The organism is Stenotrophomonas sp. YJH_SMC_12-1, assembly GCF_059370935.1.
The window spans coordinates 170948-196831 of the sequence record NZ_JCAFUD010000007.1; the positions used below are offsets into that span (position 1 = coordinate 170948).

Consider the following 25884-nt stretch of genomic DNA (forward strand, 5'->3'; position numbering starts at 1 on the left):
GATCACGGCCACCAGAATGCGTTCAGGCTGGCCACGCCTGGCTCGATCGAGGCCTCGCGCGGGAAGCCGAGCACGGCGATGCCGGCCGGCGGCATGCCGCGGTAGTCGCTGCTGGTGCCCTCGGTCATCAACGCCACCAGCCGCTCCAGGCCCGGGTTGTGGCCGACGATCAGCACCCGGTCGAGATCACGGCGGTCGTCCACCAATGCCGCCAGGGTGCCGGGGGTGGCTTCGTAGATGCGGTCTTCCAGGCGCTTTTCCACGTAACCGATGGTGCCGAGCACGGCTTCCAGGGTTTCGCGGGTACGCCGCGCCGGTGAGCACAGCACGCAGTCCGGCAGCAGGTTGTTCTCCTTCAGCCACTTGCCGGCGGCTTCGGCTTCGGCGAGCCCCACCGGCGACAACGGCCGGTCGAGGTCGGCCTGGCCGGGGGTAGCCGGTTCGGCATGGGCATGGCGCAGCAGGATCAGTTCACGCATCGCGGGTTTCCATGAAGAAGAGGATGCAGCAGGAAGAGTGACGCAGGCATCAAAGCTTGAGCCAGGACAGCAGCGGCTCCCAGTCGGCCTGATGCTCCCGCACCTGGGCCGAGCGGTAGTCGAACAGGCTGCGGCCGAGGCCGGTCATGACCACGTAGCTCTGGCTGTCACGCAGCTGCGCGACCACCGGGTACGGCCATTCGGCCAGCATCTGCAACGCCTGCTGCGAGGTCTGGGTCCAGGGCTTGGTGCGGTTGAGGACCAGCCCCACCGGCAGCTTGCGGCTGTGCACCCGCGGGTTCTGGGCCAGGCTGTTGAGGAAGCCGACGATGGCTTCGATGTCGAGCGCCGAGGGCAGCACCGGCACCACCACCGCGTCGGCAGCGTCAAGGAAATGGGGGATATCGTCGGCCAACGCGCCCGCCGGTGCGTCGATGATGACGGTTTCGGTGCCATCGGGCAGCTTCTGCGCCCACTGCTTCTTTCGATACACATCAATGGGGAGCACCGCGCTTTCCAGCCCGGCCCGCCGTTGCGCCCAGCGGGTGCTGGAGCCCTGAGGGTCGGCGTCGGCGATCACCGTGGCCCTGCCCTGCAATGCCGCGTACGCGGCCAGGTGGGTGGCGACGGTGGTCTTGCCCACCCCGCCCTTGGAACCGGCCACCAGGATCGTCTTCATGCCAGCCTCGCTTCCGGGTACGTGCCCCGAGCGTACACCGGCGGTGGTGACGGGAGGTAGCACCGCGCTGAACCTGCGGCCATCGCCTTTGCTATCGTGGCGCCCCCGAAGGATCGAACCGGCATGAGCGAGCTGCAGGACCTGAGCGCACTGATCCGCGCCAACACCCCCCTGATCGTGATCGAGACCCAGGACGAGGGTCGCATCGTCGACCTGTTCCGGCAGACGCTGATGCACGTCTGGCGGGCGCTGCACCGGTGGTCGATCACCGAGGGCCTGCGCCGCATCGACCTGGACAGCGAAGATCCGCCGGCCGGGCCACCCGACGCCAGCGCGGCCCTGCAGATGATCCGCCAGGCCGGGCAGCGCGGGGTCTACCTGCTGCTCGATTTCCACCCCTACCTGGGCTATGCCAGCCACCAGCGCGCCCTGCGCGACCTGATCCAGCGCCGCCACAGCGAACCGCACGTGCTGGTGCTGATCGGCGCCAAGGTCGAACTGCCGGCCGAGCTGGAAGCGCTGGCGGTCCGCTTCAACCCGCGCCTGCCCGATGCCAACGCCCTGCTGAAGATGCTGCGCGAGGAGGCCGATGCCTACGCCCGCGAACACGGCGGCCGCCGCGTCGAAGTCGACAGCGAGGCGGTGAAGAAGATCCTGAAGAACCTGCAGGGCCTGAGCCTGGTCGATGCCCGGCGCATCGCCCGGCAGCTGATCTACGCCGACGGCGCGCTGCGCGACGACGACCTGCCGCAGCTGGCACGGCTGAAGTTCGAGCTGCTCAACCGCAGCGGCCACCTGTTCTTCGAGCATGACAGCGCGCGGTTCGGCGACGTGGCCGGCGCCAACCGGCTCAAGCGCTGGATCAACCAGCGGCGTGTGGCGTTCATCGCTGGCTCCGCACCGGCCGGGCTGGACCCACCGCGCGGCATGCTGCTGCTGGGCGTGCAGGGTTGCGGCAAGTCGATGCTGGCCAAGGCCACCGCCGCCGGTTTCGGCGTACCGCTGCTGCGCCTGGACGTGGGCGCGCTGTACAACAAGTACCACGGCGAGACCGAGGCCAACCTGCGCCAGGCCTTGGCCTCGGCCGAGCAGCTGGCGCCCTGCGTGCTGTGGATGGATGAAATCGAGAAGGGCCTGGCCAGCGGTGGCGAGGACGGTGGCGTGTCACGCCGCGTGCTGGGCCATCTGCTGACCTGGATGGCCGAGCGCAAGGCACCGGTGTTCATCGTGGCCACTGCCAACCAGGTGCACGAGCTGCCTGCCGAGCTGCTGCGCAAGGGCCGCTTCGACGAGATCTTCTTCGTTGACCTGCCTTCGCCGGAGGTGCGCGTGGAACTGCTGCGGCTGCACCTGGGTCGGCGCCAGCTCAATGCCGACGACTTCGCGCTGCCGGCGCTGGCGGCCGCGGCGAATGGTTTCTCAGGTGCGGAGATCGAGCAGGCGATCGTGGCCGGGCTGTATGCGGCGCACGCCGAAGGGCGGCCGCTGGATACCGAGCTGCTGATGAACGAGATCCGTGCGACGCGGCCGCTGTCGGTGCTGATGGCCGAGCAGGTCGAGGCACTGCGGGCATGGGCGTCGGGGCGGACGGTTTCCGCGGACGATTGAGGTTTCCAGCGAACGGCGCAGCCCCTCGTGGCGGCTGGTTGGCTGTGAACATCAAAAGCCACGCTTGGCCGGGCGGGGTGGATTCGCGGGGGACGCCGTGAACCCGGCCCAACCCCTCCCTCAGGGCCACGCAGGCGGGGCCGCCGCCCAGGCCTGCTGCACTTCGGCCAACGACGCGCGCTCATCCTCGCGCCACTGCGGCAGCAGCTGCGCGTAATTGGCACTGGTGCTCCATTGCGACGGCTCGGTACGCACTGCTGCGGCATACCACTGCACGGCCTCCTGTTTCTGCCCCATCCGCCATAGGGCCAGCGCGTACGTGGGTGGCACCCAGCTGGGCTTGCTGCGCGCATTGCCGGCCGACGACAACCATTGCTCCAGCGCCGCCTCCGGCTTGCCCTGGCGCAGCAGGTCCCAGCCATAGTTCCAACGCACGCTGCGGCCCGCGCTGCTCTGTGCCGGCGCCTCCTTCAGGGCCTCGCCATACAGCTGGTCGGCCAGCTCGGCACGGCCCTGGGTGCTGGCCACCGAAGCCAGCTGCACGGTGGCTTCCACCGCGCGCCGGCCGCGCTCGCGCAACCTCACCAGCTGGGTGACCAGCTCATCGCCCTCGCCCTGCATCGCCACCATCGGTGCCGCCGCCAGGTCGCTGTCGAAGTAGAACTCCTGTGGTGCCGGCATGGCCGGCGCGGCCCACGCCGTGGCCGCTCCCGAGGCCAGCAGCACGCTGGCCAGGATCTTTCCTGGAACTGACATCCCTTCTCCCCAGGCTGCACAACCGCAGCCTCCCTCTCTCGCCCCGATCCTAACCCCAGCAGCGGCGCGGGCGCGAGTGCCGGGCCCACCACGGCCCCGCTGCTACAATTCGCGCCTTTCCCGCCGCGTGCCCGCACGCGGCCGGTGCCAGCCGATCCTACCGGGCCAGCCATGACCAGTACCGCGCAACTCACTTCGCCCTCCTCCGCCGACCTGCTCGACCGTGATTACACGCTCGACCACAAGTACACCCGCAACGAGGGGCGGATCTACCTGAGTGGCGTGCAGGCGCTGGTGCGGCTGCCGCTGATGCAGCGCCTGCGCGATGCCGCCGAAGGCATCGACAGCGCCGGCTTCGTCAGTGGCTACCGTGGCAGCCCGCTGGGTGGCTTCGACCTGGAACTGTGGCGCGCGCGCAAGCATCTGGAAGCGGCCAAGGTGAAGTTCACCCCCGGCCTGAACGAGGACCTGGGCGCCACCATGGTATGGGGCACCCAGCAGACCAACCTGTTCCCCGGCGCCAACGTGCAGGGCGTGTTCGGCATGTGGTACGGCAAGGGACCGGGCGTGGACCGCTGCGGCGACGTGTTCAAGCATGCCAATGCGGCCGGCACCTCGCGCTATGGTGGCGTGCTGGCACTGGCCGCCGATGACCATGCCTGCCGCAGTTCGACCCTGCCGCATGGCAGCGAGGACGAGTTCGTCAGCGCGATGATGCCGGTGCTGAACCCGGCCGGCGTGCAGGACATCCTCGACATGGGCCTGCTGGGCTGGGCGATGAGCCGCTATACCGGCCGCTGGGTCGGCTTCAAGACGATCGCCGAGACGGTGGAATCGTCGGCGTCGGTGCAGGTCGATCCGATGGCGCGCCGCATCGTGCTGCCGGAAGACTTCGAGATGCCGTCGGGTGGCCTCAACATCCGCTGGCCGGACCCGCCGCTGGACCAGGAAATGCGCCTGCACCGCTATGCGGTGAAGGCCGCGCAGGCCTTTGCCCGCGCCAACGGCATCGACAAGGTGGTGATGGATGCGCCGCGCGCGCGGCTGGGCATCGTCACCACCGGCAAGAGCTACCTGGACGTGCTGCAGGCGCTGGAGTACCTGGGCCTGGACGAAGCCGCGTGCGCCGACATCGGCATCCGCGTGTACAAGGTCGGCATGACCTGGCCGCTGGAACCGCAGGGCATCGCGCGCTTCGCGCAGGGGCTGGAAGACATCATCGTGGTGGAGGAGAAGCGTGCCTTCATCGAGCGCCAGATGAAGGAACAGTTCTTCAACTGGCCGGCCAGCTGGGGCCAGCGCCCGTCCATCGTCGGCAAGTACGACGAGAGTGGCGAATGGATCCTGCCGTCCACCGGCGAACTGACCCCGGCCACCATCGCCGGCGTGATCGGCCGCCGCATCCAGAAGTTCTTCAACAACGAATCCATTGAACAACGCCTGCAGTGGATGCAGCAGAAGGAAGCCGAGCTTGCGTTGCCGCGCGCCAGCTTCCCGCGCGTGCCGCACTACTGCTCGGGCTGCCCGCACAACACCTCCACCCAGGTGCCGGAAGGCTCGCGGGCACTGGCCGGCATCGGTTGCCATTACATGGTGACCTGGATGGACCGCAGCACCGACACCTTCACCCACATGGGCGGCGAAGGCGTGACCTGGGCCGGGCAGGCGCCGTTCACCGATACCCCGCACGTGTTCCAGAACCTGGGCGACGGCACCTATTTCCACAGCGGCTCGCTGGCGATCCGCCAAGCGGTCGCGGCCGGCGTCAACATCACCTACAAGATCCTCTACAACGACGCGGTGGCGATGACCGGCGGCCAGCCGGTGGACGGCCCGCTGAGCGTGCCCGACATCGCACGGCAGATGCGCGCCGAAGGCATCCACACCATCGTGGTGCTGTCGGACAACATCGGCAAGTGGACCGGCCAGCGCGAGCACTTCCCCAGCGACGTGGAGTTCCACGACCGCAGCGAACTGGAGGAGGTGCAGAAGCGCCTGCGCGAAGTGAAGGGTGTTTCGATCCTGATCTACGAACAGACCTGCGCCACCGAGAAGCGTCGCCGCCGCAAGCGCGGCAAGCTGGAAGATCCGCAGAAGCGGGTGCTGATCAATTCGCTGGTCTGCGAAGGTTGCGGCGACTGCGGCAAGAAGAGTTTCTGCGTGTCGGTGCTGCCGAAGGAAACCGAGTTCGGGCGCAAGCGCGAGATCGACCAGTCCAACTGCAACAAGGACTATTCGTGCGTGAACGGCTTCTGCCCGAGCTTCGTCACCGTACACGGTGGCCAGCCGCGCAAGGGCAGCAAGCGCGATGCCTCCACGCTGCTGGACAATCTGCCGGCACCAACCATCCGCGGCACGCTGGAACAACCTTGGAACATCCTGATCACCGGCGTCGGCGGTACCGGCGTGGTGACCATCGGTGCACTGCTGGGCATGGCCGGCCACCTGGAAGGCAAGGGCGCGACCGTGCTCGACCAGACCGGCCTGGCGCAGAAGGGTGGCGCGGTGACCACGCACATCCGCATCGCACGCCGCCCGGATGACATCCACGCCGTGCGCATCGCCGCCGGTGAAGCCGACCTGGTGCTGGGCTGCGACATGGTGGTGGTCAACGACTACTGGGCGCTTTCGAAGGTGCGCGCCGGCCGTTCGCAGGTGGTGCTGAACACCTACGAAGCGATGCCGGGCACGTTCACCACCCGTCCGGACATGCAGTTCCCCGCCGCCGACATCATCGCCGGTGTGCGCGTAGCCCTGGGCGGCCAGGAGCCGCTGCTGCTCGATGCCACCCAGCTGGCCACCGCGCTGCTGGGCGATGCCATCGCCGCCAACCTGTTCATCCTCGGCTACGCCTGGCAGCAGGGCCTGGTGCCGCTGTCGTTCGAGTCGCTGATGCGCGCCATCGAACTCAATGGCGCCGCCGTGGCGATGAACCAGCAGGCCTTTGCCTGGGGCCGCCTGGCGGTGGTCGACCCGCAGGCCGTGCAGCAGGCCGCCGGCCTGGTGCGCAACCGCCACACCGATACCGAGTCCACCCCCGGCCCGTTGCACCCGCTGCCGCCGGGCGAGTGGGAAGGCAATGAATGGGGTGCGACCGCGGCACCGCGCAACACCGGCGACGAACGCGAGCTGCGTGGCCTGCCCTCGCACGGTGGCGACGTGGCATTCCTGCCGCTGGACGACGCACGCCTGTCGCGTTCGCTGGACGAAATGATCGAGCGTCGCGCCGCCTTCCTGGTCGATTACCAGGATGCTGCCTATGCCAACCGCTACCGCAGCCTGGTCGAGCGCGTGCGCGCCGCCGAAGCCGAGCGCATCGGCGGTTCCACTGCGTTGACCGAGACGGTAGCCCGCTACCTGTTCAAGCTGATGGCCTACAAGGACGAGTACGAAGTGGCCCGCCTGTACACCAGCGGTGACTTCCAGCGCCGCCTGCAGCAGCAGTTCGAGGGCGATTACCAGCTGCGCTTCCACCTGGCGCCGCCGCTGTTCGCGAAGAAGGACGAGCAGGGCCGGTTGCTGAAGAAGGAATACGGCCCGTGGATGTTCAAGGCGTTCGGCCTGCTGGCGAAACTGAAGTTCCTGCGTGGCGGCCGACTCGACGTGTTCGGCCGCACCGAGGAACGTCGCATGGAGCGCAAGCTGATCGGTGACTACGAGGCGACCGTGCAGGTGCTGCTGGATGGCCTGGATGACGACCGCCTGGCGCTGGCGGTGGAGATTGCCAGCATCCCCGAACACATCCGCGGCTTCGGCCACGTCAAGGAAGCCCACTTCGCGCAGGCCAAGGCGCGGGAAGCCACGCTGCTGGCGCAGTGGCGGAACCCGAAGGCACTGCACATCGTGCAGGTGGCCTGATGGGCGTGCCGGCTGCTGGCCGGCATCCCTCCTGGCAATCGGTTGCCGGCCAGCGGCCGGTACTACCGGCGGTTCAGCCCAGCCGCCACAGCAACAGGCGGTTGTTGGCCGGCATCGCCACATCCCCCAGTCGGGTGAATCCGTGGTCGGCGGCCAGCGCCTGCACCGCTTCGCTATCGCGGATGCCGCTGCGCGGATCACGTGCCTTCAGCCAGGCATCGAACTGCGCGTTGCTGTCGCTGGTGTAGCGGCCGCCGTAGTTGAGCGGGCCATACACCGCCAGCAGCGCACCATGACGCAGCGCCGGTGGCAGCGCGGCGAACAGTGCCTGCACGTGTTCCCAGCTCATGATGTGCAGCGTGTTGGCGCTGAATGCGGCGTCGAACGTGCTGCCCTGTGGCAGGCTGAGCCCAGGCGCCGGTGGCAGTTCCACCTGCAACGCCAGCGGCGGCAACAGGTTCAGCAGCGCGGTCTCCGCACGCCAGGCCTCGATGCCGGGCAGATGGTCCGGATGATCACTGGGCTGCCAGCGCAGCCACGGCCAGCGCTCGGCGAAGAAGGCCGCATGCTGGCCGGTGCCACTGCCGATCTCCAGCACCCGACGGCGGTCGCCCATCCACGGGTCGAGTGCGGTGGCGATGGGTTCGCGGTTGCGCTCGCAGGCTTCTGAATACGGCTTGCTCGACATCAGGACGGGGTCCAGGCGGGGTCGGCTCCATTGTGCACGAGGGGGTGTTGCTCGGCAGGGCTGCGCCCTGCACCCGCAGAAGCCGGAGCAACGGCAACAGCCAAAGCAACAGCAACAGCGGACTTGCTGTGGGATGGCGGGGTAGGTGGGCAGGACCGTTGGCGCCATGGAGGGCGCCATCGAGCCCCAGGGACGGGTTTACGGCGTGTCCTGCCCACCCACACCGCCCCGCCATCCCTCAGCAAGCCCGCTGTTGCTGTTGCTGTTGCTCCGGCTCTGAGCAGGTGCAGGGCGCAGCCCTGCCGAAACACCCCCAACCATGACTGCAGTCACTTGTCCCCACGCCCCGCGCTGGCGAAAGTCGAGGAGTTGACGTGATCGGTCCGGCCCATTGCCAACCGCACGCAAGCGAGAGAGAGAAACGCTGTGCAACGACGTGAGTTCCTGGCTTTTTCCGGTCTGGGCCTGGCGGGCCTGCTGCTGCCGCATTCCCGTGCCATCGCCGCCGAGCAGCTGCTTGCCCCGGTCGATACCGCCCAGCGCAGGCGCCTGGCGGACGTGGCGCTGGCCGCCGCACGCACCGCCAAGGCCAGCTACTGCGATGTCCGCATCGGCCGCTATCTCAACCAGTCGGTCATCACCCGCGAACACCAGGTCGGCAATGTGACCAACCGCGAGTCGTCCGGCGTGGGCGTGCGCGTGATCGTCAACGGCGCCTGGGGCTTCGCCGCGACCCATCAGCAGACCGAGGCCGCCGTACGCGCTGCGGTCGAGCAGGCTGCGGCGATCGCCCGTGCCAACGCCAGCATCCAGACCCGGCCGGTGCAGCTGGCGCCGACACCCTCGGTCGGTGAGGTGCGCTGGCAGACGCCCGTCCGCAGGAACGCAATGGCGGTGCCGATCCAGGACAAGGTCGAACTGCTTCTGGCGCTCAACGCCGCCGCGCTGAATGCGGGTGCCGACTACATCAATTCCACCCTGTTCCTGGTCAACGAACAGAAGTACTTCGCCTCCAGCGACGGCTCGTTCATCGACCAGGACATCCACCGCATCTGGCTGCCGTTCACCGCCACCGCCATCGACAAGGCCAGCGGCAGGTTCCGTACCCGCGCTGGCCTGTCCTCGCCGATGGGCATGGGCTACGAGTTCCTCGATGGCGATGCGAGTGGCAAGGTGCAGCTGCCCGGCGGCATCACCGCCTACCGCGATTCCTACGACCCGGTCGAGGACGCCATCGCGGCCGCCCGCCATGCCCGCGAGAAGCTGAAGGCGCCGTCGGTAAAGCCCGGCAAGTACGACCTGGTGCTGGACCCGTCCAACCTGTTCCTGACCATCCACGAGAACGTCGGCCACCCGCTGGAGCTGGACCGCGTGCTCGGCTACGAAGCCAACTACGCCGGCACCAGCTTCGCCACCCTGGACAAGCGCGATGCGGGTTTCCGCTGGGGCAGCGACATCGTCACCTTCTTCGCCGACAAGACCCAGCCGGGCAGCCTCGGCGCCGTCGGCTACGACGATGAAGGGGTGAAGACGCAGCGTTGGGACCTGGTGCGCGACGGCATCCTGGTTGACTACCAGGCCACCCGCGACGAGGCCCATATCCTCGGCCGCGATGCATCGCATGGCTGCAGCTATGCCGATTCCTGGTCCAGCGTGCAGTTCCAGCGCATGGCCAATGTCTCCCTGGCGCCGGGCAAGCAGCCGTTCAGCGTCGAGGACATGATCAAGGACGTGGAGAACGGCATCTGGATCCACGGCCGCGGTTCGTATTCGATCGACCAGCAGCGCTACAACGCGCAGTTCGGCGGCCAGCTGTACTACCAGATCAAGGACGGAAAGATCGCCGGCATGGTCGAGGATGCGGCCTACCAGATCCGAACGCCGGAATTCTGGAATGCCTGCACCGCCATCTGCGATGAACGCGACTTCCGCCTGGGCGGTTCGTTCTTCGACGGCAAGGGCCAGCCCGGCCAGGTCTCGGCGGTCTCGCACGGTTCGTCCACCACCCGCTTCAACGGCATCAACATCATCAACACCGCGCGCAGTCTCGGCGCTTGAGCCACCCATCCTTCGACATGGAGAGCAGCCTTGCAAAGACGTGACTTCCTGGCCCTGACCGGGCTTACCGCGGGCGGGCTGATCGTGCCCTCCTTCTTCGGCAAGGTGATCGCCGCCGAACAGCTGCAGAGCTCGCTGGACCTGGGGCTGAAGAAGCGCCTGGCCGATGCGGCGCTGGCCGCCGCCCGCCAGGCCGGCGCCACCTACTGCGACGTGCGCATCGGCCGCTACCTGCGGCAGTTCGTGATCACCCGCGAGGACAAGGTGCAGAACGTGGTGAACACCGAGTCCACCGGCGTGGGCATCCGCGTGATCGTCAACGGTGCCTGGGGCTTTGCCGCCACCAATGCGCTGGGTACGGCCGATGTGGCCAAGGCCGCGCAGCAGGCGGCGGCGATCGCCAAGGCCAATGCCGGCGTGCAGACCGCGCCGGTGCAGCTGGCCAAGGCGCCGGGCGTCGGTGAGGTGAGCTGGCGCACGCCGATCCGCAAGAATGCGATGGACGTGCCGATCAAGGACAAGGTCGGCCTGCTGCTGGACGTCAACGCCGCCGCAATGGGCGCCGGTGCCAGCTTCGTCAACTCGATGCTGTTCCTGGTCAACGAGCAGAAGTACTTCGCCTCCACCGACGGCTCCTACATCGACCAGGACGTGCACCGTATCTGGGCGCCGATGACGGTCACCGCCATCGACAAGTCCAGCGGCAAGTTCCGCACCCGTTCGGGCCTGTCCTCGCCGATGGGCCTGGGCTACGAGTACCTGGATGGCGCCGCCGCGGGCAAGGTGGTCGGCCCCAATGGCGTGGTCAACTACAGTTCTTCCTACGACATGAAGGAAGACGCCATCGCCGCTGCCAGGCAGGCGCAGGAAAAGCTGAAGGCACCGTCGGTGAAGCCGGGCAAGTACGACCTGGTGCTCGACCCGTCGCACACCTGGCTGACCATCCACGAGTCGATCGGCCATCCGCTGGAGCTGGACCGCGTGCTTGGCTACGAGGCCAACTACGCCGGCACCAGCTTCGCCACCCTGGACAAGCGCGAACAGCATTTCCAGTACGGCAGCGAACTGGTCAACATCTTCGCCGACAAGACCCAGCCGGGCAGCCTCGGCGCAGTGGCGTACGACGATGAAGGCGTGAAGTGCAAGCGCTGGGACCTGATCAGCAACGGCAAGCTGGTGGACTACCAGACCATCCGCGACCAGGCCCACATCCTCGGCAAGACCGAGTCCGACGGCTGCTGCTATGCCGACTCGTGGTCCAGCGTGCAGTTCCAGCGCATGGCCAACGTGTCGATGGCACCGGGCAAGAAGCCATTGAGCGTGCCGGACCTGATCAAGGACGTGGAGAACGGCATCTACATCATCGGTGATGGTTCGTTCTCGATCGACCAGCAGCGCTACAACGCGCAGTTCGGCGGCCAGCTGTTCTACGAGATCAAGAACGGCCAGATCACCCGCATGCTGGAAGACGTGGCCTACCAGATCCGCACGCCGGAGTTCTGGAACGCCTGCACCGCCGTGGCCGACGAGCGTGACTACCGCCTGGGCGGTTCGTTCTTCGACGGCAAGGGCCAGCCGGGCCAGGTCTCGGCGGTCTCGCACGGTTCGTCCACCGCGCGCTTCAACGGCATCAACGTCATCAACACCGCACGCAGCCTCGGCTGATCGGTCAGGAGCCCTTACACCATGAGTATCTTCACCGAAGCCCAGGCCAAGGCCATCCTCGACAAGGTCATCGCCCTGTCCAAGGCCGACGAATGCACCGCCGTGCTGGCCGGCGCGATCGACGGCAACATCCGTTTCGCACTGAACAATGTCTCCACCAGCGGCATCGTCGACAACACCGAACTGGCGGTCACCGTTGCCTTCGGCAAGCGCGTCGGCACGGCCTCGATCAACGAGTTCGACGATGCCGCGCTGGAACGCGTGGTGCGCCGTGCCGAAGACCTGGCCCGCCTGGCCCCGGAAAACCCGGAGTTCATGCCGGCCATCGGCAAGCAGACCTACCGCGCCAGCCCCACCTTCAGCGAATCCACTGCCGCGATCGATCCGGCGTTCCGTGCCAAGGTTGCCGCAGATTCAATCGCGCCCTGCCGTGGCCATGGCCTGATCGCCGCCGGCTTCCTCGAAGACGGCCAGGGCTTCCAGGCCACTGCCAACAGCAACGGCAACTTCGCCTACCAGCGCACCACCAACTTCAATTACACCTGCACCGTGCGCACCGAGGATGGCCGTGGTTCGGGCTGGGTCGGCCGCAACCTGAAGGATGCGGCTGACTTCAAGGCGGACCAGGACATCCGCATCGCCATGCGCAAGGCCACCGAATCGGCCGAAGCCAAAGCGCTGGAACCGGGCAAGTACACGGTGATCCTGGAGCCGGCTGCGGCGGCCGGCCTGATCAGCTTCATGATGAACTTCTTCAGCGCACGCTCGGCCGATGAAGGCCGCAGCTTCCTGTCCAAGAAGGGCGGCGGCAACAAGCTGGGCGAGCAGGTCTACGACCCGCGCGTGACCATGATCGCCGACCCATGGCACCCGGACGCACCGGTGCTGCCGTGGGACAACGAGGGCCTGCCCCGCGAGCGCATGGCCATCATCGAGAACGGCAGGATCGCCAACCTGGACTACTCGCGCTTCTGGGCGCAGAAGCAGGGCAAGACCGCCAAGGCGTCGCCGGGCAACCTGCTGATGAGCGGTGGCGACAAGAGCACCGCCGAACTGGTTCGCGGCACCCAGAAGGGCATCCTGGTCACCCGCACCTGGTACATCCGCATGGTCGATCCGCAGACCGTGCTGCTGACCGGCCTGACCCGCGACGGCACCTTCTACATCGAGAACGGCCAGATCAAGCATCCGGTGAAGAACTTCCGCTTCAACGAATCGCCGGTGATCATGCTCAACAACATCGAAGAGCTGGGCAAGCCGGTGCGCGTGGCCGGTGATGAATCCAGCTACGTGATGATGATCCCGCCGATGAAGCTGCGCGATTTCACCTTCACTTCGCTGTCCGACGCGGTCTGATGGATCGCCGGGCCTGCCTGCGCTGGTTGGCCGCTGCCGCTTCGGCGGCGGCGCTGCCAACCTGGGCACAGGCAGGCCCGCGCAGTTCGCGCTACGACTTCTGGTTCACCCGCCTTCAGTACGACTCCGGTGACTGGGACGTGGACGCGCGCATGCCGTCCAACCTGATCACCTCGCTGATCGACTACACCTCGCTGCGCGTGGACCCGCAGGAACACGTGGTGGCGCTGGCCGACCCACGCATGCTGGAAGCGCCGTTCTGCTACCTGGCCGGGCACACGCTGGTGGAGTTCAACGCCGCCGAGCGGCAGAACTTCGTGCGCTACGTGCGCAATGGCGGCTTCGTCTTCGTCGACGACTGCAACCACGATATCGACGGCCTGTTCGCTACCTCGTTCGAGGCGCAGATGGGTCGCCTGTTCGGGCCCAGGGCATTGCAGAAGCTGCCCAACAGCCACCCGCTGTACCGCAGTTTCTTCCGCTTCCCGGATGGCCCGCCTGCCACCAGCTTCGAACTCAACGGCTGGGGCGACGACCTGGTGCACGACTACCTGAAGGGCATCGAGGTCGACGGCCGCCTGGGCCTGCTGTACAGCAACAAGGACTACGGCTGCGAGTGGGACTACGACTGGCGCAACAAGCGCTTCCTGGCCGAAGACAACACCCGCTTCGGCGTCAACATCGTGATGTACGCGTTGAACAACTGATAGGACCTGCACGCCCATGACCTCCCCCGACCTCGATTCCCTGCTGCCGCGCCTGGATGAGCTGCGCGCCGCGCTCGCACGCGCCGTGGTGGGCCAGAACGCCGTGGTCGAGCAGCTGCTGATCGGCCTGCTGGCCGGCGGTCACTGCCTGCTGGAAGGCGCACCCGGGCTCGGCAAGACCCTGCTGGTGCGCTCGCTCGGCCAGGCACTGGAGCTGCAGTTCCGGCGCGTGCAGTTCACCCCCGACCTGATGCCCAGCGACATCCTCGGCACCGAGCTGCTGGAGGAAGACCACGGCACCGGCCATCGCCACTTCCGCTTCCAGCAGGGCCCGATCTTCACCCACCTGCTGCTGGCTGACGAACTCAACCGCACCCCACCCAAGACCCAGGCCGCACTGCTGGAAGCGATGCAGGAACGCACGGTCAGCTACGCTGGTACCACCTACGCGCTGCCCGCGCCGTTCTTCGTGCTGGCCACGCAGAACCCGATCGAGCAGGCCGGAACCTACCCGCTGCCGGAAGCGCAGCTGGACCGCTTCCTGCTGCACGTGCTGGTGGATTACCCCAGCGAAGACGAGGAGCGGCAGATCCTGGAACAGACCACCGGCGGTGCCACCGACGCGGTGCCGAAGGTGATGGATGCCGACGCGGTGATCGCGCTGCAGGCCGCGGTGCGCCAGGTGCATGTCAGCCCGGATGTGCTCGCCTGGATCACCCGCCTGGTGCGCGCCAGCCGGCCCGGCGACGGTGCTCCGGCGGCGATCAACCAATGGGTGAAGTGGGGCGCCGGCCCGCGTGCCGGCCAGTCGCTGGTGCTGGCAGCGAAGGCACGCGCGCTGCTGCAGGGCCGTTTCGCCGCCACCCGCGAGGACGTGCAGGCGCTGGCCGCGCCGGTGATGCGCCATCGCCTGCTGCTGTCGTTCGCCGCCGAGGCCGAGCAGAAGCGTGCCGACGACGTGGTCGCCGCGCTGCTGCAGGCCGTGCCCTTCCCGGGTTGAGCCACGCGTGAACGCAGGTACGCCGTTGACCCTGCCGCCGGAACTGCGTGCGCGCTTGCGCATGTTGCGGCTGCGACCGCGCCTGGCCAGCGGTGCCAGTGGCATCGGCCAGCACGCCAGCCGCAGCCGCGGTGCCGGCCTCGAATTCGCCCAGTACCGTGCCTATGAGCCTGGTGACGAACTCCGCCAGATCGACTGGAAGCTGTATGCACGCTCGGACCGCTTCTTCGTGCGTGAGTCCGAGCGCGAAAGCCCGATCACGGTCTGGCTGCTGCTCGATGCCACCGCCTCGGCCGGCCAGGCTGATCGCGCGGTACCGCAGCGCACGCGCCTGGACCACATGCGTGGCGTGGCCGCGTGCCTGGTTGAACTGGCCCTGCAACAGGGTGATCGCTTCGGCCTGCTGGCGATCAATGGCGCTGGCCTGCAACTGGTGCCTGCGGCGAACGGCGCGCGCCAGCGTGATCGCGTGCATCTGCAACTGCACGCCCTGCAGGCGCGCGGCGCCTGGCCTGCGGCCGATCGCCTGCGCCCGCTGTGGGAGCGCGTGCGCCCGGGCGACCTGCTGCTGGCAATCGGTGATGGCTTCGACGACGCCGGCATCGTGCTGCTGGAACAACTGGCCAGCGCGCGCCGCGAAGTGGCACTGCTGCAGATCCTCACCGCCGACGAGCGCGACTTCCCGTTCGACGCCGGCCACCGCTTCCGCGACCCGGAGACCGGCGAGGAACTGCTGGGCGATGGCGCGGCGATCCGCGCTGACTACCTGCAGCGCTTCGCCGACGCACGCAGCGCATTGCATGCGCGCCTGCAGGCCAACGGGATTGCCAGTGCCACAGGCTGGCTCGACCAGCCGCTGGACCAGGCGCTGCAGGCGTTGTTTGGCCGTGGGGGCGATGCATGACCCTGCTGTTCCCGCTCGGCCTGGCCGCGCTCGCTGCAGGGTTGCTGCCGCTGCTGATCCACCTGGCCCGTCGCCATCCCTACACGCCACTGGATTTCGCCGCGCTGCGCTGGCTGCGCGCGCAGATGCGGCCGCGCCAGCGCATCCGCTTCGATGACTGGCCGTTGCTGCTGGTGCGCCTGCTGTTGCTGGCCGCGCTGGCCCTGCTGCTGGCACGACCTGCGTTGACTGGCCCGACGGCGCCTCCCGCTGCATGGACCGTGGTAGCGCCGGGACTGGATGCTACGGCCCTGCGTGGAACGGCCGAGGATGGCAACTGGCACTGGCTGGCACCCGGCTTCCCCGGCATCGATCAGGCGCCATCTGCATCAACCGCCCCCCTGCCCAGCCTGTTGCGCGAACTGGACGCGCAGCTGCCCGTTGGCACCGCATTGACCGTGCACGTTCCCGATCCCCTGCCCAGCCTGGATGGGGCCCGCCTGCAGCTGTCGCGCGACGTGCAATGGCACACGCAGCCGATACCGGTCACTGCGCAACCGAGTGCCGCGACGTCGCCGCGCCTGCGCGTGCACAGCGATGCTTCGGCCACTGCCCAGCGCTGGTTGAACGCACTGCAGCGCGCGTGGGGCGTGCAGGCACCGCTTGCTCCGCTGCCGGCGGATGCCCTGCCGGAGCGCGGCGAGATCGGCGTGTGGAGCCGCAGCGATGCACTGCCGGCGAACTGGCAGGCGTGGCTGCGCGGCGGCGGTCGTGTCATGACTGCCGGCAAGCCTGCTGCCAGCACGAGCATCCTGCTGCGCGATGCCGAGGGCGCACCGCTGCTGTGGCAGCAACGCATCGGCCACGGCTATCTGCTGGCGCTGCCGGGTGGCTGGAATGCCGCCAGCAACCCTGCGCTGCACGATCCGCGCCTGCCACGTGCCCTGCTGCTGGCGCTGCAGCCGCCTACGGCCCCGCGCCTGGGCGATGCACGTGACCAGGCACCGCAGCGGGCCGCATTGCCTGCTGCAACACCACCGCTGCGTGAGCCCACGCCTTGGCTGTTGCTGGCCGTCGTGCTGCTGTTCGCGCTGGAACGCTGGATGGCCAGCAGCACCCGGCGCAGGGTGGCCGCATGAACACCCTGCAGCACGCCTGGCAACGCGCACGCCGCCGCCGTGCGCTCATCACCCTGCTGTTGGGCCTGCCATGGGCATTGGCCGCCGCGGTGCTGGCCCTGCGTCTTGCAGGCTTCGATATCGCCTGCGTCGTCGGCACGGTCAGCCTGCTCACCTGCGCGGTCTTCGTCACTGCGCGTGCCCGCCAGCTGGACCGGCAGTGGCTGCAGCGCCAGCTCGATGGCAGCGGTGCCAGCGAGGACAGTGCCGATCTGCTGTTCGCCGACACAACCACACTCAATCCGCTGCAGCAGCGCCAGCGTGTGCATGTGCTGGCCATGCTGGAACACGCGATGCCGGAGCTGCGTCCGCGCTGGCCGCGTGGGGCACTGGCGCTGTACTGGATCGCAGGCCTGGCCATTGTTGTGCTGGCATTCGGCTGGCCACTTTCCAGCCCCGGCTCCGTGCCTGTCCGCACGCCGACGCCTGGCAGCGCTGCTGCTGCGGGCCCGCTGCGCCTGCAGTCCACCCGCCTGCGCATCGACGCGCCGGCCTATACCGGCCAGGCCACGCTCACCCAGAATGCGCTGGATGCGAAGGTTGCCGCCGACAGCCGGCTGTCCTGGTCCCTGCGCTTCGACCGCGCCCCGGACAAGGCATGGCTGCAGTTCCACGATGGTCGCCGGTTGGCACTGAGCGAGCGCGAAGGACAGTGGCAGGCGCAGGATGTGGCACGTATGCCGCTGCTGTACCGCGTGGTGAGCGAACCGGCACTGGCAGAGACCCGCCTGCATCGGCTGGATGTGGTGGCCGACCGTGCACCCAGCGTGCGCGTACTGGAGCCCACGGCCAGCCTGGTGCTGGGCACGCCGGGGCAACGGCAGTGGGCACTGCGCTTCGAGGCCAGCGACGATTACGGTGTCGCGGCGCAGGCAACGCTGTCGATCAGCACTACCCAGGGCAGCGGTGAGAACATCACCTTCGTGAAGCGCAGCGTCACGCTTGCCGGCAGCGGCGAAGCCACCGCGCGGCGTTTCGCCCACACCCTTGATCTGGCTGCGCTGGGCGCGCAGCCTGGCAACGATGTGATCGCCCAGCTGGAGGTACGCGACAATCATGCACCCACCCCGCAGACCGGGCGCAGCAGCAGCGTGATCCTGCGCCTGCCCAGCGCCGAAGTCGCGCTCGGTGCAGAGCTCGAGGGCCGCATCAAGAAGACCCTGCCTGCGTACTTCCGCAGCCAGCGGCAGATCATCATCGATGCCGAAGCGCTGATCCGGCAGCGACGCAGCCTGGCCGCCGAGGACTTCGTGAAGCGCAGCGATGCGATCGGTGTCGACCAGCGCATCCTGCGCCTGCGCTACGGCCAGTTCCTGGGCGAGGAAAGCGAAGGTGCGGCGAAGCCGCCGCCGACCAGCGACCTGCCCACCAGCGATGCGCCGACCGCAGACGGCCACAACGACGATCACGGACACGACCATGGCGCGCAGGCCGGCGCGCAAGACGACCATGGCCACGATCATGGCAGTACAGCCAACGCAGATATCCCGCCGGTGTTCGGCAGCGAGACCGACGTGCTTTCCGAATACGGGCACACCCATGACCACGCCGAGGCGACCACCCTGCTCGACCCGCAGACCCGCGCCACGTTGAAGGCCGCGCTGGACCAGATGTGGTCGGCCGAAGGCGAGCTGCGCCAGGGCCGCCCGGAGCAGGCGCTGCCATTTGCCTACAAGGCGCTGGGCTTCATCAAGCAGGTGCAGCAGGCCGAGCGCATCTACCTGGCCCGGGTCGGGCCGGAGCTGCCACCCATCGATGAAAGCCGCCGGCTGGGCGGTGATCGCGCCGGACTGGCCAGTCGTGAACTGCCGTTGGCCGCGCGAACCCCGCCGGACCCGGCCATCGTTGAAGCCTGGCAACGCCTCGGTGAAGACAACGGCGCACCGGATCTCGATGCGCTGGCGGCCTGGCAGCAGCGCAACGCCGCCTACCTGCCCGATGCACTCGATCTGGCTGCGGCCATCGAGCAGCTGCGCATCGAGCCCGACTGCGGCGACTGTCGCCAGCGCCTGCGCGCACAGTTGTGGCGGGCGCTGCAGCGTCCGCTGCCACAGGCGATGCGGCGCAGTGCCGCCGATGCGATGGGCCAGCGCTACCTCGACGCGCTGGAGGCGCAGCCATGAACGCCTCCGCTGTGAACCTGTGGATTGCACCGGCACTCGCCCTGATCGTGGTCATCGCCAGCGTGCGCCAGCTGCGTGCGGACACAGCGCACCCCGGCCGCCGGTGGGTCGTGATCGCACTGCAGATCGTCGTCGCCACGCTGCTGTATTTCTGCCTGGCGCCCCCCAACCGCCAGCAACCCGCAGGCGGGCTGGTCGTGCTTGGCGTCGATGCCGGCAAGGCCGGCGCACTCCCGGCCAGCGAAGGCCCGCTGTTGCTGTTGCCGGAAGCTGCCGATGTGCCCGGCGCACAGCGCGTACCCGACCTGGCCACCGCGCTGCGCCAGCATCCGGCCGCCACGCTGACGCTGGTCGGTGCGGGCCTGGTCGCACGTGACCGCGACGCGGTGCTGCCGCCGGATGTGCGTTGGCAGGCTGCACCGGAGCCGCGCGGCTGGATCGCGCTGCAGCCGCCGGCCGATGTCGCACCCGGTGCCCGCTTCGACGTGCAGGCACAGGCGCGTGGCGCGGCCAAGGCGAAGGCCGAACTGCTCGACCCGGCCGACAGCGTGGTCGATCGCACGGAGGTTGCCGACGACGGCCGCGTGCAGCTGAGTGGTATCGCCCGCGCCGAAGGCCGCAGCGTGTTCCAGCTGCGCCTGCTCGATGCCGACGGCCATGTGGTGGACAGCGTACCGGTGCCGCAGCAGACCCTGCCGTCCGCACCGCTGCGCCTGCTGGTGCGCGCCGGCGCGCCGGGTCCAGAGCTGAAGTACCTGCGGCGCTGGGCAGCCGATGCAGGCATCCGTGTGCAGGTGCAGGCGGATACCGGGGCCGGACTCAGCATCGGCGATGGCGCGGTGTCGATCAATGCAGCATCGCTCACGCGCAGCGATCTGTTGCTGCTGGACGAGCGCAGCCTGGCGGCATTGAGTGCGGGCCAGCTGGCCGCCGTGCGCCAGGCGCTGCGCGATGGACTGGGCGTGCTGGTGCGCAGTGCGGGCGCACCTTCGGCCAGCGCGCGGCAACGCCTTCGCGATCTGGGCCTGCCAGTGCAGGGTGATGGCAGCAGCCACCCCCTCGAACTTCCCGGCGATGGCGAAAGCGCGATCCTCGCCGCACGCCGTGGCCCGCTCGCCGCTGGCACATTGCCGACCGGCTACGGCGAAGAGGCCGACCGCAGCTCGCACAGTGCCGCGCTGCCTTCGCTGGAAGCACTGGCGTTGCAGGCGCCGGGCAGCAACGCGCTGCTGCACGATCGGGGCGGCCAGGCCGTCGGCGGCTGGCGCGCGGTCGGCAAGGGCCGCATCGGCCTGCTGCCGCTGACCGACAGCTGGCGCTGGGTGCTGGCAGGCCGTGATGACCGCCACGGCGAACTGTGGAGCGACGTGGTTGCCACGCTGGCACGCGCGCAGGGCAGCGGTGATGCGCTGTGGTCACCACAGCCCATCAGCTGGGCAGGCGAACGGCAGGCGCTGTGCGGCGTGCAGGCGCCGCTGCAGGCCTTCAACCCGCGTGGCGACAGCGTGCCGCTGATCGCCGATGATGCAACGTCGGCGCTGCGCTGCGCCGGCTGGTGGCCCCGTGAGGCAGGCTGGCAGCGCCTGCAGCATGGCGACAGCGTTGTCTGGCGCTATGTGTTCGACCCGAAGCACGCACCCGCACTGCATCGACAGGCGATGATCGATGCGACCACGCAGGCGTTGGCCTCCAGCACGTCGGCGAACGCGTCGGTGATGCAGCCCGTGCCGGGCTCACGCTGGCCGTGGTGGCTGGCGTTCGTGTTGTGCGCATCGCTGCTGTGGTGGCTGGAACGGCGGCGCTGACCCGGGGTCGGATCCCTTTCGCCCGCGAAAGGGCTCTGACCCCCTCCGTCAGGCGTTCTTCAACGCGAGCCCGCGCGCCGGTACACGCCGTTGAAGCGCACGTTCATGCCACCGCATTCGCTGTTGTCGGCCACGATCAGCACCTCGCCCAGCGAATGCACGCGTACCTTGCAGGTATCCTCGACGAACTCGACGTCGGCACCGCGCGGCGCGGCGCGCGCTTCCACCTGGCCCATGTTCGGTCCGTAGGGACGCTGCTCCGGCGTGGGGTTGGCGGAGGGCCAGTAGGCGTCCCCCTCCACATGCAGTTGCCCACCCTGCACGGTGATGCGCAGGCCGTTGTCGCCGTCCTTCCAGTTGCCCGCCCAGTCCTGCAGCGACGGCACGGCCACCGGCAATGGCTGCAGCTTGCTGCGGTCCACCCAGCCGGCACTGCCACCCACCCTGTTCGGGAAGAACGCGCAGCGATAAGCGCCCAGGTCGCGCCCGGTCACCACCGTATCGCCGTTGACCACATAGCTGCGCTGTCGGCAGGCCGGCTCGCCCTTGGCCGGGCAGCCGTCCATGTCGCCAAGCAGGTACAGGCGCGGTGCATCGACCACCCGCGCCAGTGCAAACCGGCTCTGTTCGGACGGGAACGCGCCATTGCGGCAGGCGCCGTCATCGGCGATGCCGGAAGCGAAGGCGGAGGCCGGCAGCAACGCGGCCATCAGGCAGATCGAACGCAGGAACATGGCAGCACTATTGGTGGGGAAGCCGGCAGGATATACCGGCCTACTTCACCGGCGACGCATCACCCGCACCTTGCTCCTGGGAGAACCGCAGCGCACGCTGCTGCTGTTCGGCACTCAGCTCCGGCGGTGGCCGCGCCACCGCGGCCTGGATCTGCGAAGGCCCGCCGGTGAGTTTGTTGATCCCCTTGGCCGCCGCCATCACACCCTTGACCACGCCCATCATGATGTAGCCGCCGCCCATGCTCACCTGCTCCGGCGATGGCGGTTCGCTCCAGTCACGGCTGAAGCGGTTGTCGCCGAACTTCACCGGGTTCTTGAAGCGGTAAAGATCCAGCGGCTCCTCTTCCGGCTTGAGCGCACGCACTTCGCCGAGGGTGGTGACGTTGTCCTGCGGCAGAGCGGTGGAGATCGGTGCGGTGGTTGCCGCCGAAGCATCCACCGGGGGAACGGGCGCAGGATCGGGCACCGCCACCGGCGTGGCCTGCTGCGCCTGCGCGATGCCGGCCAGCAGCATGCCGGCCAAGAGGGCTCCCTGCGTTCCACGTCGTGCCACAGCCATCCACCTGTTGGTTGCGTCCAGCGCCCAAGGATACGGATGCCGGCTTCAGATTTCGTTGCTGCACTGGCAGCTGTTCAGCCAGGGGAGATGCGGCGACTCCACGGGACGCGGGCACTGAACGGTTCACGCCCTCCGTGTGCGGTGTCTCACATCCTGAGACGTGAGTGTGGTGCCATGTGACCCCTCGCAATCCGTCCCGGCTCCATCTTCCATGGCCTACGAACTCGCCAAGCGCACCGCCGATGCCGAGCAGAAGCTCGCCACGCGCGACGGCCTGCCCGCCCGCGACGGCGCCCTGCTCAGCGCGCGCCTGCAGCGCCGCTACCAGGACCGCATCACCGGCAGCTTTGCCATTCCCGGCCGCGAAGGCCGCTATGCGCCCATTCCCGATTCAGTTCCGCCTGCCCTGGCCGCCGCCCTGAAGGCGCGTGGCATCGAACAGCTCTACAGCCACCAGGCCGAAGCCTGGGAGGCCAGCCAGCGCGGCGAGCACGTGGCCATCGTCACCCCCACCGCCAGCGGCAAGTCGCTGTGCTACACCCTGCCGGTGGTCAGCGCGGCAATGCAGGACAAGGCCAAGGCGCTGTACCTGTTCCCGACCAAGGCACTGGCCCAGGACCAGGTGGCCGAGCTGCTGGAACTCAACCGCGCCGGCGATCTGGGCGTAAAGGCCTTCACCTTCGATGGCGACACGCCCGGCGATGCACGACAGGCCATCCGCCTGCATGGCGACATCGTGGTGTCCAACCCGGACATGCTGCACCAGGCCATCCTGCCGCATCACACCAAGTGGGCGCAGTTCTTCGAGAACCTGCGCTACATCGTCATCGACGAAGTGCATACCTATCGCGGCGTGTTCGGCAGCCACGTCACCAACGTGCTGCGCCGGCTCAAGCGCATCTGCGCGTTCTACGGCGTGAAACCGCAGTTCATCCTGTGCTCGGCCACCATCGGCAACCCACAGGCGCATGCCGAGGCGCTGATCGAGGCCCCGGTGACTGCCATCACTGAATCCGGTGCGCCCAGCGGGCCGAAACAGGTGCTGCTGTGGAACCCGCCGGTGATCAATCCGGACCTGGGCCTGCGCGCCTCGGCGCGCTCACAGAGCAACCGCATCGCGCGCATCGCGATCAAGTCCGGGCTGAAGACCCTGGTGTTCGCGCAGACACGTTTGATGGTGGAAGTGCTGACCAAGTACCTGAAGGACATCTTCGACCACGACCCGCGCAAACCGCCGCGCATCCGCGCCTACCGCGGTGGCTACCTGCCCACCGAGCGGCGCGAGACCGAGCGCGCGATGCGTGCCGGCAACATCGACGGCATCGTCAGCACGTCGGCGCTGGAACTGGGCGTGGATATCGGCAGTCTGGACGTGGTCATCCTCAACGGCTACCCCGGCAGCGTGGCGGCCACCTGGCAGCGCTTCGGCCGCGCCGGCCGCCGCCAGCAACCCGCACTGGGAGTGATGGTGGCCAGCTCGCAGCCGCTGGACCAGTATGTGGTGCGCCACCCGGACTTCTTCGCCGAGGCCTCGCCCGAGCACGCGCGCATCGCGCCGGACCAGCCGCTGATCCTGTTCGACCATATCCGCTGCGCGGCCTTCGAGCTGCCGTTCCGGGTCGGCGATGGCTTCGGCCCGATCGATCCGGAGGTATTCCTGGAAGCGCTGGCAGAGACAGAAGTGATCCACCGCGAAGGCGAGCGCTGGGAATGGATCGCCGACAGCTATCCGGCCAACGCGGTCAGCCTGCGTGCGGTGGCCGACGGCAACTTCGTGGTGGTCGACCGCAGCGATGGCCGCCAGCAGATCATCGCCGAGGTCGATTACTCCGCCGCCGCGCTCACCCTGTACGAGGGCGCCATCCACATGGTGCAGTCCACCCCGTACCAGGTGGAGACGCTGGACTGGGAGGGGCGCAAGGCCTACGTCACCCGCACCCACGTGGACTACTACACCGACAGCATCGACTTCACCAAGCTCAAGGTGCTGGACCGTTTCGATGGCGGCGTGGCCGGCCGGGGCGATTCGCATCATGGCGAAGTGCACGTGGTGCGCCGCGTGGCCGGCTACAAGAAGATCCGCTATTACACCCACGAGAACATCGGCTACGGGCCGGTGAACCTGCCCGACCAGGAACTGCACACCACTGCGGTGTGGTGGCAGCTGCCGCAGGCGCTGCTGCTGCGCGCGTTCGCCAGCAAGCAGGATGCGCTGGATGGCTTTCTCGGCGCCGCGTATGCACTGCACATCGTCGCCACCGTGGCGGTGATGGCCGATGCGCGCGACCTGCAGAAGTCGGTGGGCAACGGCGATGGTTCCTGGTTCGCGATCGCCGACCAGAGCGGCCGCGGCCAGCTGCGCGGCAGCGAGGGTGATCCCGGTGGGGTGGAGCTGCTGCAGGAGTTCGTGCCGACCGTGTACCTGTACGACAACTTCCCCGGCGGCGTCGGCCTCAGCGAACCGCTGTGGCAGCGCCAGGCCGAACTGGTGCAGCGCGCGCGCGAACTGGTGCAGCGCTGCGACTGCAGGGCCGGCTGCCCGGCCTGCGTGGGCCCGGTGCTGGCCGCGCAGGAAGACGATGAGACTTCGCCGCGCGCGCTGGCGCTGCGTGTGCTCGACCTGTTCGATGCCGACGCCTGCCAGCACGTGCCCGACGTGGTGGTGACCACGCGCGACCCGATGGAGCTGCTGGCACCGTGAGCCTGAGCCTGGACAAGCTGCGCCTGCTGCGCCGGCAGGCCGGCGACCCGAAGGCGAGCACACCGGCCGCGCCGGACGTGCCCCCTGCACCACCGGCACCCGTGGCCGCGAACGATGCGCGGCAACCACCGGCCGAACGTTCGGTGTTCGCCTGGGTCGAACAGGAGATCCGCCACAAGCCGACCGGCGCTGCGGTTTCCACACCGGCACCCGCACCGCTGCGTCGGCCGGAAGTGGGCGGTCTGCATCGCCTGCTCGGCCTGCGTTCGCGCGGTGGAGCCGCGCCGGCGCGCGCCAGTGCACAGGATCGTCAGCTGCCCGGCGAGGAGATCGCGCCGGGCCTGTTCCTGATCGAATCGCTGCAGCCGCAACCAATCCCGACTGCGCCGCTGTCATTGGCCTTCGCCAAGCGCGAGGACCAGCACGTAGCTGCGCGCGACCTGCTGTTCTTTGATACCGAGACCACCGGCCTGGCCGGTGGCACCGGCACGCGTGCCTTCATGATCGGCGCGGCCGACTGGTACGTGTGCCCGCAGCGTGGCGCAGGCCTGCGCATCCGCCAATTGTTGATGTCCACCATGGCCGCCGAGGACGCGATGCTGGCCACCTTCGCCAGCTGGCTGCAGCCCTCCACCGTGTTCTGCAGCTACAACGGCCGCAGCTACGATGCGCCGCTGCTGAAGGCGCGCTACCGGCTAGCGCGCCAACGCGATCCGATCACCGCGCTGGACCATGTGGACCTGCTCTACCCCACCCGTCGCCGCTATCGCGGCACCTGGGAGAACTGCAGGCTGTCCACCATCGAGCGCCAGCTGCTGCGCGTGGTGCGCGAGGACGACCTGCCCGGCTCGGAAGCGCCCGGCGCATGGCTGCGCTTCCTGCGCGGCGGCGACGCGGTGAACCTGCGCCGGGTGGCCGACCACAACCACCAGGACGTGGTAACCCTGGCCCTGCTGCTGCAACGGCTGGTGCACGAGGAGCAGCGCGAGCGCGAGACGCTGGCGCTGGTCGCCAGGCAGGACGACTCGCGTTGACCGCAGCGCCCGC

At 68.5% G+C, this 25884-nt stretch carries 19 protein-coding genes; 13 read left to right on the forward strand and 6 right to left on the reverse strand.

The window, feature by feature from the left end; translation table 11 throughout:
* Positions 1-2 precede the first annotated feature (2 nt).
* Entirely contained in the window at positions 3-479 is a 477-nt protein-coding gene (locus tag AC5P8Y_RS14370) for a SixA phosphatase family protein (protein ID WP_005407539.1), read from the reverse strand.
* A gap of 49 nt (positions 480-528) precedes the next feature.
* Positions 529-1158, reverse strand: a complete 630-nt coding sequence (locus tag AC5P8Y_RS14375) for a nucleotide-binding protein (RefSeq protein ID WP_005407538.1) — start codon at positions 1156-1158, stop codon at positions 529-531.
* A gap of 123 nt (positions 1159-1281) precedes the next feature.
* On the opposite strand from AC5P8Y_RS14375, the gene AC5P8Y_RS14380 reads away from it, so the two are divergent.
* Positions 1282-2766 (forward strand): AAA family ATPase, encoded by a 1485-nt coding sequence (locus tag AC5P8Y_RS14380; protein ID WP_005411847.1) that lies wholly within the window; start codon positions 1282-1284, stop codon positions 2764-2766.
* Between the two features lie 120 nt (positions 2767-2886).
* Here the strand turns inward: AC5P8Y_RS14380 and AC5P8Y_RS14385 are convergent, their stop codons facing one another.
* Positions 2887-3522, reverse strand: a complete 636-nt coding sequence (locus AC5P8Y_RS14385; protein ID WP_005407536.1) for a tetratricopeptide repeat protein — start codon at positions 3520-3522, stop codon at positions 2887-2889.
* 171 nt (positions 3523-3693) lie between these two features.
* On the opposite strand from AC5P8Y_RS14385, the gene AC5P8Y_RS14390 reads away from it, so the two are divergent.
* Complete coding sequence (locus AC5P8Y_RS14390; protein ID WP_049402864.1) at positions 3694-7380, forward strand: indolepyruvate ferredoxin oxidoreductase family protein; 3687 nt, start codon at positions 3694-3696, stop codon at positions 7378-7380.
* A 73-nt stretch (positions 7381-7453) separates the two neighbouring features.
* Here the strand turns inward: AC5P8Y_RS14390 and AC5P8Y_RS14395 are convergent, their stop codons facing one another.
* Complete coding sequence (locus AC5P8Y_RS14395) at positions 7454-8068, reverse strand: DUF938 domain-containing protein (RefSeq protein WP_049452630.1); 615 nt, start codon at positions 8066-8068, stop codon at positions 7454-7456.
* A gap of 426 nt (positions 8069-8494) precedes the next feature.
* Between AC5P8Y_RS14395 and AC5P8Y_RS14400 the strand changes: the two genes are divergently transcribed.
* From AC5P8Y_RS14400 to AC5P8Y_RS14440, 9 genes are read left to right on the forward strand one after another with little or no spacing between them, the layout of a single operon-like run.
* On the forward strand, positions 8495-10126 hold the full coding sequence (locus AC5P8Y_RS14400) for a TldD/PmbA family protein (RefSeq protein WP_033834598.1): 1632 nt from the start codon (positions 8495-8497) through the stop codon (positions 10124-10126).
* A gap of 30 nt (positions 10127-10156) precedes the next feature.
* Positions 10157-11791, forward strand: coding sequence for a TldD/PmbA family protein (locus AC5P8Y_RS14405; protein WP_033834597.1), 1635 nt, complete (start codon positions 10157-10159; stop codon positions 11789-11791).
* 21 nt (positions 11792-11812) lie between these two features.
* Positions 11813-13147: a TldD/PmbA family protein gene (locus tag AC5P8Y_RS14410; protein ID WP_005407529.1), complete on the forward strand. Its 1335-nt coding sequence runs from the start codon at positions 11813-11815 to the stop codon at positions 13145-13147.
* Positions 13147-13854, forward strand: a complete 708-nt coding sequence (locus AC5P8Y_RS14415) for a DUF4159 domain-containing protein (protein WP_033834596.1) — start codon at positions 13147-13149, stop codon at positions 13852-13854. Before AC5P8Y_RS14410 ends, AC5P8Y_RS14415 begins: the two co-directional genes overlap by 1 nt.
* Positions 13855-13870: 16 nt before the next feature.
* Positions 13871-14854: an AAA family ATPase gene (locus tag AC5P8Y_RS14420; RefSeq protein ID WP_033834595.1), complete on the forward strand. Its 984-nt coding sequence runs from the start codon at positions 13871-13873 to the stop codon at positions 14852-14854.
* A gap of 7 nt (positions 14855-14861) precedes the next feature.
* A complete protein-coding gene (locus AC5P8Y_RS14425) occupies positions 14862-15758 on the forward strand; it encodes a DUF58 domain-containing protein (protein ID WP_033834594.1) in 897 nt (298 codons plus the stop codon).
* Complete coding sequence (locus AC5P8Y_RS14430) at positions 15755-16876, forward strand: BatA domain-containing protein (protein WP_111109045.1); 1122 nt, start codon at positions 15755-15757, stop codon at positions 16874-16876. The genes AC5P8Y_RS14425 and AC5P8Y_RS14430 overlap by 4 nt, the downstream gene beginning before the upstream one ends.
* Positions 16873-19038 (forward strand): hypothetical protein, encoded by a 2166-nt coding sequence (locus AC5P8Y_RS14435; protein ID WP_495202032.1) that lies wholly within the window; start codon positions 16873-16875, stop codon positions 19036-19038. Before AC5P8Y_RS14430 ends, AC5P8Y_RS14435 begins: the two co-directional genes overlap by 4 nt.
* A complete protein-coding gene (locus AC5P8Y_RS14440) occupies positions 19035-20843 on the forward strand; it encodes a hypothetical protein (protein ID WP_049432538.1) in 1809 nt (602 codons plus the stop codon). Before AC5P8Y_RS14435 ends, AC5P8Y_RS14440 begins: the two co-directional genes overlap by 4 nt.
* Before the next feature lie 59 nt (positions 20844-20902).
* On the opposite strand, the gene AC5P8Y_RS14445 is transcribed toward AC5P8Y_RS14440, so the two are convergent.
* A complete protein-coding gene (locus tag AC5P8Y_RS14445; RefSeq protein WP_033834590.1) occupies positions 20903-21577 on the reverse strand; it encodes a hypothetical protein in 675 nt (224 codons plus the stop codon).
* A 40-nt stretch (positions 21578-21617) separates the two neighbouring features.
* Positions 21618-22136, reverse strand: coding sequence for a hypothetical protein (locus AC5P8Y_RS14450; protein WP_049402868.1), 519 nt, complete (start codon positions 22134-22136; stop codon positions 21618-21620).
* Positions 22137-22347: 211 nt separating this feature from the next.
* Between AC5P8Y_RS14450 and AC5P8Y_RS14455 the strand changes: the two genes are divergently transcribed.
* Positions 22348-24837 carry a DEAD/DEAH box helicase gene (locus AC5P8Y_RS14455; RefSeq protein WP_049402869.1) on the forward strand — a complete coding sequence of 830 codons (2490 nt, stop codon included), beginning with the start codon at positions 22348-22350 and terminating at the stop codon, positions 24835-24837.
* Positions 24834-25871 (forward strand): ribonuclease H-like domain-containing protein, encoded by a 1038-nt coding sequence (locus tag AC5P8Y_RS14460; protein WP_049402870.1) that lies wholly within the window; start codon positions 24834-24836, stop codon positions 25869-25871. The genes AC5P8Y_RS14455 and AC5P8Y_RS14460 overlap by 4 nt, the downstream gene beginning before the upstream one ends.
* The last annotated feature ends 13 nt before the right edge of the window (positions 25872-25884 follow it).